Source organism: Azonexus caeni, from assembly GCF_048146105.1.
GTDB lineage: Bacteria > Pseudomonadota > Gammaproteobacteria > Burkholderiales > Rhodocyclaceae > Azonexus > Azonexus aromaticus_B.
Window position 1 is genome coordinate 110,143 of sequence record NZ_JBKJAD010000012.1, and the last position, 9,391, is coordinate 119,533.

Annotated in this window: 9 protein-coding genes and 1 pseudogene; 6 read left to right on the forward strand and 4 right to left on the reverse strand. The window is 64.8% G+C overall.

Annotated elements, in window-relative coordinates:
* Positions 1 to 29: 29 nt before the first annotated feature.
* The gene (locus ACLIIZ_RS12845; RefSeq protein ID WP_416692668.1) at positions 30 to 1,886 is read left to right on the forward strand and encodes a sulfatase-like hydrolase/transferase; all 1,857 of its coding nucleotides are present in this window, start codon (positions 30 to 32) and stop codon (positions 1,884 to 1,886) included.
* A 6-nt stretch (positions 1,887 to 1,892) separates the two neighbouring features.
* Here the strand turns inward: ACLIIZ_RS12845 and ACLIIZ_RS12850 are convergent, their stop codons facing one another.
* Complete coding sequence (locus ACLIIZ_RS12850; protein WP_416692670.1) at positions 1,893 to 3,014, reverse strand: sensor histidine kinase; 1,122 nt, start codon at positions 3,012 to 3,014, stop codon at positions 1,893 to 1,895.
* A gap of 2 nt (positions 3,015 to 3,016) precedes the next feature.
* The gene (locus ACLIIZ_RS12855) at positions 3,017 to 3,697 is read right to left on the reverse strand and encodes a response regulator transcription factor (protein ID WP_416692672.1); all 681 of its coding nucleotides are present in this window, start codon (positions 3,695 to 3,697) and stop codon (positions 3,017 to 3,019) included.
* Positions 3,698 to 4,012: 315 nt separating this feature from the next.
* On the opposite strand from ACLIIZ_RS12855, the gene ACLIIZ_RS12860 reads away from it, so the two are divergent.
* Positions 4,013 to 4,885 (forward strand): EF-hand domain-containing protein, encoded by an 873-nt coding sequence (locus ACLIIZ_RS12860; RefSeq protein WP_416692674.1) that lies wholly within the window; start codon positions 4,013 to 4,015, stop codon positions 4,883 to 4,885.
* A gap of 39 nt (positions 4,886 to 4,924) precedes the next feature.
* Here the strand turns inward: ACLIIZ_RS12860 and ACLIIZ_RS12865 are convergent, their stop codons facing one another.
* Entirely contained in the window at positions 4,925 to 6,154 is a 1,230-nt protein-coding gene (locus ACLIIZ_RS12865) for a uracil-xanthine permease family protein (RefSeq protein ID WP_416692676.1), read from the reverse strand.
* Positions 6,151 to 6,783, reverse strand: a complete 633-nt coding sequence (gene upp, locus ACLIIZ_RS12870; RefSeq protein ID WP_416692678.1) for a uracil phosphoribosyltransferase — start codon at positions 6,781 to 6,783, stop codon at positions 6,151 to 6,153. Before upp ends, ACLIIZ_RS12865 begins: the two co-directional genes overlap by 4 nt.
* Positions 6,784 to 6,943: 160 nt before the next feature.
* On the opposite strand from upp, the gene ACLIIZ_RS12875 reads away from it, so the two are divergent.
* The 4 genes and pseudogenes from ACLIIZ_RS12875 to ACLIIZ_RS21240 all read left to right on the forward strand — a co-directional run.
* Entirely contained in the window at positions 6,944 to 7,588 is a 645-nt protein-coding gene (locus ACLIIZ_RS12875) for an alanyl-tRNA editing protein (RefSeq protein ID WP_416692680.1), read from the forward strand.
* A gap of 446 nt (positions 7,589 to 8,034) precedes the next feature.
* Complete coding sequence (locus tag ACLIIZ_RS12880; RefSeq protein ID WP_416692681.1) at positions 8,035 to 8,280, forward strand: hypothetical protein; 246 nt, start codon at positions 8,035 to 8,037, stop codon at positions 8,278 to 8,280.
* A 132-nt stretch (positions 8,281 to 8,412) separates the two neighbouring features.
* On the forward strand, positions 8,413 to 9,255 hold the full coding sequence (locus ACLIIZ_RS12885; RefSeq protein ID WP_416692683.1) for a tyrosine-type recombinase/integrase: 843 nt from the start codon (positions 8,413 to 8,415) through the stop codon (positions 9,253 to 9,255).
* Positions 9,256 to 9,260: 5 nt separating this feature from the next.
* Positions 9,261 to 9,391, forward strand: a pseudogene (locus ACLIIZ_RS21240) (IS91 family transposase); the annotation flags it as partial.

Sequence of the window (9,391 nt, forward strand, 5' to 3'; positions counted from 1 at the left end):
CTGTTTCCTGGCGCCGTTGCGAGGTATTGATGTCCGCTCTTGAAGTCGCCGGCGTGCTGCGCCGTTATTTTGCACTGCTCTATGTCGCGTTGTTCTGCATGGTGGCGCTGTTCTGGCCGCAAGTGACGATCCGCGGCGGTGCCGCCTGGGGTTTCACGCTGGCCGCCAGCGCCGCCTACGCTGGTCTCTACCTGGCGGTCGCCGCCTTGCCCTGCCTGCTGCTTGCGCTGTTGCCCCGCCGCTTCGCCTTCCGCCAGCCGCTGCTGGCCGGTGCGGCAGTCGTCGGCGGCAGCCTGATGCTGCTGGCGATGTACGCCGATTACCGCCTCTATGCGCTCTACCAGTATCACTTCAACGGTTTCGTCTGGAACCTGCTGACGACGCCAGGCGGCGTCGCCGCGCTCGGCGCGACCGCCTCCACCGAGCTGACGGTGGCGATCCAGGTGAGCGCCATCGTCCTCGCCAACCTGGCGGTGATGTGGGGGCTGCATCGTTACCGCCAGCTCGGCTGGCAGTTCCCGGCGCGTCCGGCGGTGATCGCCGGCTTCGTCCTCTGTGGTCTGCTGGCCACAGAGGAAGTGGTGTTCGCCTACAGCGTCCATACCGGTCAGGAAGAACTGCTGGCGGCGGCCGACGCGATTCCCTTCCATATGCGGACCAGCAGCAAGACGCTGTTCCAGAAGCTCGGCGTCGAACGTCGCGCCCTGCAGTCGCTGCGTCTGGCCGGCGGCGACGTGGTCTATCCGGGCACTGCCATCGACAGCAGCCACCTGAAGCCGACCAATGTCATCGTCCTGGTTGCCGAATCCTTCCGCTGGGATCTGCTCGACCCGGAAATCACCCCCAACTTGTGGAAATTCTCGCAACGGGCGACCCGCTACGACAACCACTACAGCGGCGGCAACCGTACCCGGATGGGGCTTTTCTCGCTGTTCTACGGGGTTTATGCGCCCTACTGGTACAGCTTCGAGAAGCAGCGCACGGCACCGGTCCTGATGAACGTGCTGCGCGAGCACAACTATCAGATCGCCGCCCACACCAGCCAGAGCTTCGACTACCCGGAACTGCGTCATACCGTGTTTTCCGGGGTGCCGGAAGCCAACCTGCAGGAAATCAAGACCGGCGAACCCTGGCAGCGCGACATCCGCAACATCGACGACCTGTCCAGCAAGATCGATCATCGCGATCCGCGTCGCCCCTTCTTCGGCTTCATGTTCTTCGAGTCTACCCACGCGCCCTACAACTTTCCCGAGGACCAGGCGTTGCGCAGCGACTACCTGCGCGACATGAACTACATCGACCTTGATCTGCGCAACAACATCGGCGGCATCCACAACCGTTACATCAACGCCGCTCATCACATCGACGCCCAGGTTGGCCGCCTGCTCGAACACCTCGAGAAGACCGGCATGCTCGAGCAGACGGTGCTGCTGTTCACCGGCGATCACGGCGAGGAATTCATGGAAAAGGGGCGCTGGGGCCACGGTCACGGCAACAGTTTCCCCGAGGAGCAGATCCGGGTGCCGCTGGTGCTGTGGCGTCCCGGCGTTGCGCCGGCCGTGGTGACACATCGCACCTCGCACCTGCAGGTGGCACCGACGCTGCTTGCCGCGCTCGGCGTCGATCAGCCAGCGCGCAGCTACAGCTCGGCCGAGCCGCTCGACCGCGAATTGCCCTATTTCGTCTTCGGCGAATACAACTACATGGGCATTGACGACGGGAGGAACAAGATCACCTTCCCCTTCACCGGCAGCGATTATTTCCGCTACAGCGTGTTTGACGAGAACGACAACCCGGTTGACCGCGGCGCGCGCGACGGCATCGTCGCCGCTGCCAGCCCGCTGCTCGACGAAGTGACCAAGGAAAGCCGCCGTTTCGTGCGCTGAACGGCGTCAGTCGGCGAGCGGCAGTTCCAGGTCCACGCGGAAGCCGCCGCCGGCGAGATTGGCGGCGCTGATCGTGCCGTCGATCGAGCTCATCACCCGGCGGGCGATCGCCAGCCCCAGGCCGTGCCCGTTGCCGATGGCGTTGCGGGCGCGACGGAAGGGCTCGAAGATGTAGGGCAGTTCATCCTCCGGCACGCCGGGACCCGGGTCGAAAACGCTGATCCGGCAGTGGCGTTCGCCGATCCTGCGGCACACGAAGCGGATCGTGCCGCCGTCCGGGGTGTGTTTGAGTGCGTTGCGCACGACGTTCTCGAGCGCCCGGTGCAGCAGCTCCGGATTGGCGCGCACGCGCAGGCCGCGGCATTCCTCGAGATCGACGATCTGGTGGCGCGCTGCCGCTTCCAGTCGGGCGTCTTCGATCAGTTCGGCGATCAGTTCGTCGAGTTCGAACTCCTCGACCTTGCCGTGAACGCCGGCTTCGAGGCGGGACAGCGTGAGCAGTTCTCCGACCAGCAGATTCATCCGCTCGCCTTCGCGCTCGAGGCGGTTCATCGTTTCCTCGAAGCGTTCCGGTTCCTGGCGAGCCAGGCCGATCGCCGCGTGCAGCCGCGCCAGCGGCGAGCGCAGCTCGTGCGAGACGTCATGCAGCAGCCGCGTCTGCGCGTCGAGCAGGCTGTGCAGGCGCTCGCTCATGCGGTCGAAATCGCGGCCGAGATCGGCCAGTTCGTCGCGCCGCCGGCCCATCGCCGGGCCGATGCGCAGGCTGAGGTCGCCTTCGCTGGCGGCGGCGAAGGCACGCTTCAGGCGGCGTGCCGGGCGAGCCACGTACCAGGCGATGCCGGCTGCCGCCGCGAGGCTGGCGAGCAGCCCGCTGATGATGTGCAGCCAGGGGACGCGTGGTTTGCGCGGGTCGGGAAAAGGCGGTGGTGCCCCGTCCGGCCGGGCGAAGGGTGGTGGTTCGCCGGGTGGGCCGAAGGCGCCCGGCGGCGGTGCAGGGGGCGCCAGCCGTTCGGCGAAACGCGCCTCCATGCTGCGCCGTTCCGCCCAGAAAATCGCGCCGGTGGTGAGTACCGCCACCAGTTGCGCCAGCCAGACGATCAGGAAGAACTTCCAGAACAGGCGGCCCATGGTCAGCAGGCGATCATCTGGTAACCCTGGCGAAACACCGTCTGGATCGGCGAGCGGCCGTCGTCGAGCGGGCCGAGCTTTTGCCGGATGCTCGACAGATGGACGTCGATGCTGCGGTCGTAACGCGCCAGCGGGCGGCCCAGCGCCTGCTGCGACAAATCGTCCTTGGCGACGGTGCGGCCGGCGTGGCGCGCCAGGACTTCGAGCAGGTTGAATTCGGTACTGGTCAGTTCGACCGCCTGGCCGCGCCAGTAGGCCCGGCGCTGCGCCGGCTGCAGGCTGAGCGGACCGACCGCGATTTCCGCCTGCGGGTCGGCGTTCGCCACGCCGCGGCGCAGGATCGCCCGCAGCCGGGCCGCCAGTTCGCGCGGCAGGCAGGGCTTGGGCACGTAGTCGTCGGCGCCGAGTTCGAGGCCGACGATGCGGTCCATGTCGTCGCCGCGCGCGGTCAGCATCAGCACCGGCAGCCGGCTCGCCGCGCGGATCCGGCGCAGTGCCTCGATGCCCGAGATGCCCGGCATCATCACGTCGAGCACGGCGATCGCGAACTGCCCGGAAAGCGCCGCCTGGACACCGCTTTCGCCATCATGGGCGAGGGTCACGGTGAAGCCGTCGCGGCGCAGGTAGTCAGCCAGCATGCCGGCCAGTTCCACATCGTCGTCGATCAGCAGCACGGCCGCCATTTTCTTGCTCCGGGAAATCAGTCGAAGCCCGCATGATAGCCATTGCCGGCGCGCCATGGCACTGTTTTTACGGGCTTTTACCTGGCCTTGCCGGCTTGCCGGCAAAATTTGCCGGGGGCGTATTCAGACGGGAAATTACGCATTTTGGATGGGGTTTGAGCGGGGTTTTGGGGGTAAAGGCGGTTTTCTTGACGAGTTTTTACCCGTTTTAACCCGCTTCGCCGCCAATTTCTCCCCTTGTTGGCCGATAAATTGCACTGGAAGAGGTCGTCGAAACCCAATTCGATCCCATCAACCATTTTCCAGGAGTTCATCATGGTCAGCGGTGTCAGCAATAGCTCATCATTGAGCCAGTTATTTTCCCGCCTCGACAGCAAGGGGCAGGGCTACCTCGAGAAAAGCGACTTCGCGGCGGCGTTCAGCGCCATCGGCGAAAGCGACGAAAGCACCATCGCCGATGTCTTTGCCGTGCTCGACGGCGACAGCGACGGCAAGGTCACCGAAAGCGAGTTTTCCAGTACCTTGAGCCAGTTGCAGCAGGAACTGGACAGCCAGTTCACCCAGATGCGCATGCAGGGCATGGCCGGCCAGGGACCGCAAGGCATGGCTGGCGGCATGCCGCCTCCGCCGCCGCCGAACGACGAAGGTTTCACCGAGGACGAGCTGACGGCCCAACTGGAAGAAATCGGCGATTCCGACAGCGATCGCGCCAGCCTGATTTCCGACATCGTCGCCAATTTCGAGGCGGCCGATACCGACAGCGACGGCAAGGTCAGCTTCCAGGAAGCGATGGCCTACAAGAACGAGCAAGCGGGCGAAACCGATACCACCGCGCAGGCCCAGGCTGCCGCGGCGGCGCTGCCACCGCCTCCGCCGTCGGTCAACGATGCCGGTTTTACCCAGGATGAACTGGAAGCCCAACTGGAGGAAATCGGCAACTCCGACAGCGCCCGCGCCGGACTCATTTCCGACATCGTTTCCAATTTCGAAGCGGCCGATACTGATGGCGACGGCAAGGTCAGCTTCAAGGAAGCCATGGCCTACAAGGAAGAGCAGTCGGGCAGTGGTACGGCGCAGCAGACGGCCAACGACGAAACCCAGGTCATGCAGCGCATCATGCAGTTGGTGCAGGCCTACGGCCGTTCAGACGAGTCGACGGCGAGCAGCCTGTTGTCGACGCTGGCCTGAGGCAGAGGCGGGGCGGATCGCCGGCGCGATCCGCCTGTTTCAGCTGGCTTCCGGTTCTTCCGGCAAGAGCAGGTTGAGCAGCACGGCGAGCACGCCGCACAGGCTGATGCCCTGCAGCGAGAAGCTGCCGATGGTGACGCCGAGGCCGCCGATGCCGGTGACCAGCGTCACCGAGACGATGCACAGGTTGCGCGCGCTGGACAGATTGACCCGGGCATCCATCAGCGTCTTCAGGCCGATGCCGGCGATCGAGCCGAAGAGCAGCACCATGATGCCGCCCATCACCGGCAGCGGGATGGTCTGCAGCAGGGCGCCGAACTTGCCGACGAAAGCCATCAGGATGGCGAAGCAGGCGGCCCAGGTCATCACCACCGGGTTGTAGTTCTTGGTCAGCATGACGGCGCCGGTGACTTCGCCGTAAGTGGTGACCGGCGGGCCGCCGAACAGGCCGACGACATTGACCGCCAGCCCGTCGCCGAGCAGGGTGCGGTGCAGGCCGGGGCTTTCGGTGAAATCCTTGCCGGCGACCGAGCCGATGGCGAGGATGCCGCCGACGTGTTCGACGATCGGCGCGATGGCGACCGGGATCATGAAGAGGATCGCCGCCAGGTTGAATTCCGGCGTGCCGAAGGCCGGCATGGCGATCCAGGCGGCTTCGCTCACCTTGGTGAAATCGACGATGCCGACGAAGAGCGAGACGACGTAGCCGACGGCGACGCCGACCAGGATCGGTACCAGCTTCAACAGCCCGCGGGCGCGGATGGCGGTGAGCATCGTCGCCAGCAGCGAAATGGCGGCGATGGCGATGGCCGTTTCGTAGGGAACGACCTGCGCGTCGCCGGCCTTGCCGGTCGCCATGCCGACCGCGACCTGGGCCAGACCGAGACCGATCACCATGACCACCGGGCCGATGACGACCGGCGGCAGCAGCTTGTGGATCAGCCCGACGCCGCGCCATTTGACGAGGCCGGCGGCGACGTAATAGAAGAAGCTGGCCGAGGCCAGCGCGCCGAGCGTCGCCGGCATGCCCCAGGTCTGCACCGAATAGATCACCGGCGCGATGAAGGCGAAACTGGAGCCGAGGTAAATCGGCACCTGGCGTTTCGTGCAGATCTGGAAGATCAGCGTGCCGACGCCGGCGCCGAGCAGCGCCAGGCTGGGGTTCAGCCCGGTGAGCAGCGGCACCAGCACGGTGGCGCCGAAGGCGACGAAGAGGATTTGCGCGCCGGAAAGCGCGGTCCGCCAGACCGGATCTTGAGTCGTGTTCATGCTTCCTTGGTCCCGAAGATCTTGTCGCCGGCGTCGCCCAGGCCGGGGATGATGTAACCGTGTTCGTTGAGGTGGCTGTCGACGGCGGCGGTGTAGATTTCCACCTCGGGATGCGCCGCGTTCAGCGCCGCGATGCCTTCCGGCGCGGCGACCAGCACCAGCGCCTTGATCTGCTTGCAGCCCTTGCGCTTCAGCATGTCGATGGTGGCGACCAGCGAACCGCCGGTGGCCAGCATCGGGTCGATGATCATCGCCAGGCGCTCGTCGAGCTGGCCGACGAAACGCTCGAAATACGGCTCCGGCATCAGTGTCTCGTGGTTGCGGGCAATGCCGACGACGCTCACCTTGGCGTTCGGAATCAGGTCGAGCACCCCGTCCAGCATGCCGATGCCGGCGCGCAGAATGGGTACCACGGTGACCTTCTTGCCCTTGATCTGGTCGATCTCGACCGGGCCGCACCAGCCGTCGATGCTCACCCGTTCCAGCTCGAAATCGCGGCAGGCCTCGTAGGTCAGCAGGCGGGCCAGCTCGGCCGCCAGTTCGCGGAATTTCTTGGTGCTGATCTCGCCTTCGCGCATCAGCCCGATCTTGTGTTTGACCAAAGGATGGCGGACTTCGATCACCGGCATGCTTTTCCCCTCGCGCGCGTCTGCGCAAAGTGCGAAGCTTAGTCGATCCGTTCGCCGGATGCACGGCGCTTGCGCCGCTTCGCCGGCCTGGCGGAGAATCGCGCGGTGCTGCGCTACTACCGCCCGCCACTTGACCGATGAACACCGATATTCTCCACGCATGACCCACAAAGCCTTCTGGGAAGACCCTTACGCCAGCACGCACCGGACGGTGGTGACGGTGGTCGATGGCGACACGGTCGAACTGGCATCAACGATCTTCTTCGCCTTTTCCGGCGGCCAGGAAAGCGATCACGGGAGCATCGGCGGCGTCGCCGTCGTCGAAGCGAGCAAGGAAGGGCGCAGCCTCCGCTATCGCCTGGCCGCCGGGCACGGCTTGCAGCCAGGTCGGACGGTCGAGGTGGCGATCGACTGGGCACGCCGTTACCGCCTGATGCGCCTCCACTTCGCCGCCGAACTGGTCCTCGAACTGGCCGGCCGCGCCTTGCCCGGGGCACTCAAGGTCGGCGCGCATATCGCCGCCGACAAGGCACGGATCGATTTCCGCTGGCCGGAGAGCATTGCCCCGCTGCTGCCGGAACTGGCGGCCAGCGCCAACCGGATCATTGCCGCCGACCTGCCGATCCGCACCGCTTTCGAAGACGTCGAAAACGAGCGGCGCTACTGGGAAATCGCCGGCTTCTCGCGGGTTGCCTGCGGCGGCACGCATGTCCGCTCGACCGGCGAGGTCGGCCCGCTGCGGCTCAAGCGCAACAACATCGGCAAGGGCAAGGAACGGATCGAGATATTTCTTGGTGGGGATTGAGCGGGGCGCGCGTTCTTTGGTGTTTTTTTGGTTGCTGAACCGCTGGGTTCCGCCGTTGACCGGCGGGCGTACTTTTTCTTGCGTGGCCAAGAAAAAGTAGCCAAAAAGAAGGCCACCCCTAGGTCGGCGCCCCGCTACGCGGGGTCCCCTGCGCTACTCGGGCCGGCGGGCGTCTCGCTAAACTCGGCCCTGCGGGCCTCAAACAACGCGAGCCGACACCCCCCGCCAACCCTGCGTTGCTCGGCACCTCCCAAGGGGCCCGGTACACCGAACGCAGTTTTTCCGGTGTTCGTTTTGACTGCGCGATTGGCGAAACAAAGAACGGCAGCAATGGGTATTCGCCTATCCACGAGGCTATGCGTTGGTGATACCCTTTCGGCATCACGGTAACAACCGCCGCGTTTGCCATGGACTTGATGACGCAAATATATGGGCTATCGGCCAAAATGACCACCAACGATGGCTTTCACACCGCCTTGTTGGCCAGCATATCCGGCAAGCAAGCGGGATACACGGCACCCACGCCGCGTATCCTGGCCCAACGCCATGTTGAGGCGCCATATATTCCCGGAAATATCCTTGTAAACGTTGCCCCGCGCCGCTCTGGCTGGGGATCTTCGGCTGACCAGTTCACCAGGATGGAAGGCGGCATTCCAGAATATGCGGCGAATATGCCGTCCACTTTACGTTGAACTAAACCGCTAACGCGGTGGCAGCGCGCCCAAAGATTGCGCTGTTTTGGGGGTGCCTCTAGCTCAAGCATTGAGCGGCCCGACCCGATCCTTTTCCTTGGGAATGTTCCCGAGTCAGAAGAGGAGAAGGACATGAGCACACTCAGACAGCGGATGACCGAGGCGATGGTTCTACGGGGCTTTGCCCAGCGGACCCAAGAGACTTACCTGAACTGTGTCAGCAAGCTCGCGAAACACTATGGGCGATCACCGGATACGCTCGACACAGCGGCCATCCAGGCCTATTTGCTGCACCTGATCACCGAGCGCAAGCTGGCCTACGCCAGCGTCAATCAAGCGGTCTGCGCCATCCGCTTTCTCTTTGCCGTCGTTCTCGGCCAACGCGATACCGCCTTCGAGATTCCGATGGCCAAGGTGCCCCAGCGCCTGCCGCAGATTCTTACTCGCGACGAAGTGGCCCGTTTGCTGAACAACGCTCGCGACATCCGGGCGCGCGCGTTACTGACCACCACCTACGCTGCTGGCCTACGTCTCTCCGAAGTCTGTTCCCTGCAACTGAGCGATATCGAGTCCTCGCCTGAACGCATGTGCATCAAGGTGCGCCAGGGCAAAGGTGGCAAGGATCGGTATACCTTGCTCTCCCCACGCCTGCTCGACACCCTGCGCTTTTATTGGCGCGTCGCCCGCCCCACGTACTGGCTCTTCCCCAGTCGCAACGGCACGCCCTTGGATGACCGAACGGTTGGCCGCTTCTACCACGCTGCTCGCGAAGCGGCGGGGATTCCGCACGGCGGCGGTATCCACACCCTGCGCCATTGCTTCGCGACCCACTTGCTGGAAGCCGGCGTCGATATCCACACCATCCAGCGTCTGCTCGGTCACGGCCATGTCAGCACCACCCAGCGCTACTTTCATCTGGCGCAATCGCGGCTGACCGGCACCACCTCCCCGCTTGAGTTGCTGATGCCCGGCTAAGGTCTGTGACCCCGGCCGGCCTGGCCGAGGTGCTGTCCGCCTTCGGTCCGGCCTATCTCGCCAGCCATGAACTGCCGCGTGGCGCGGCCAAGGTCTGGCGGGCCATTCTTGCCTGCCGTACCGCAGCGCTCGGCGG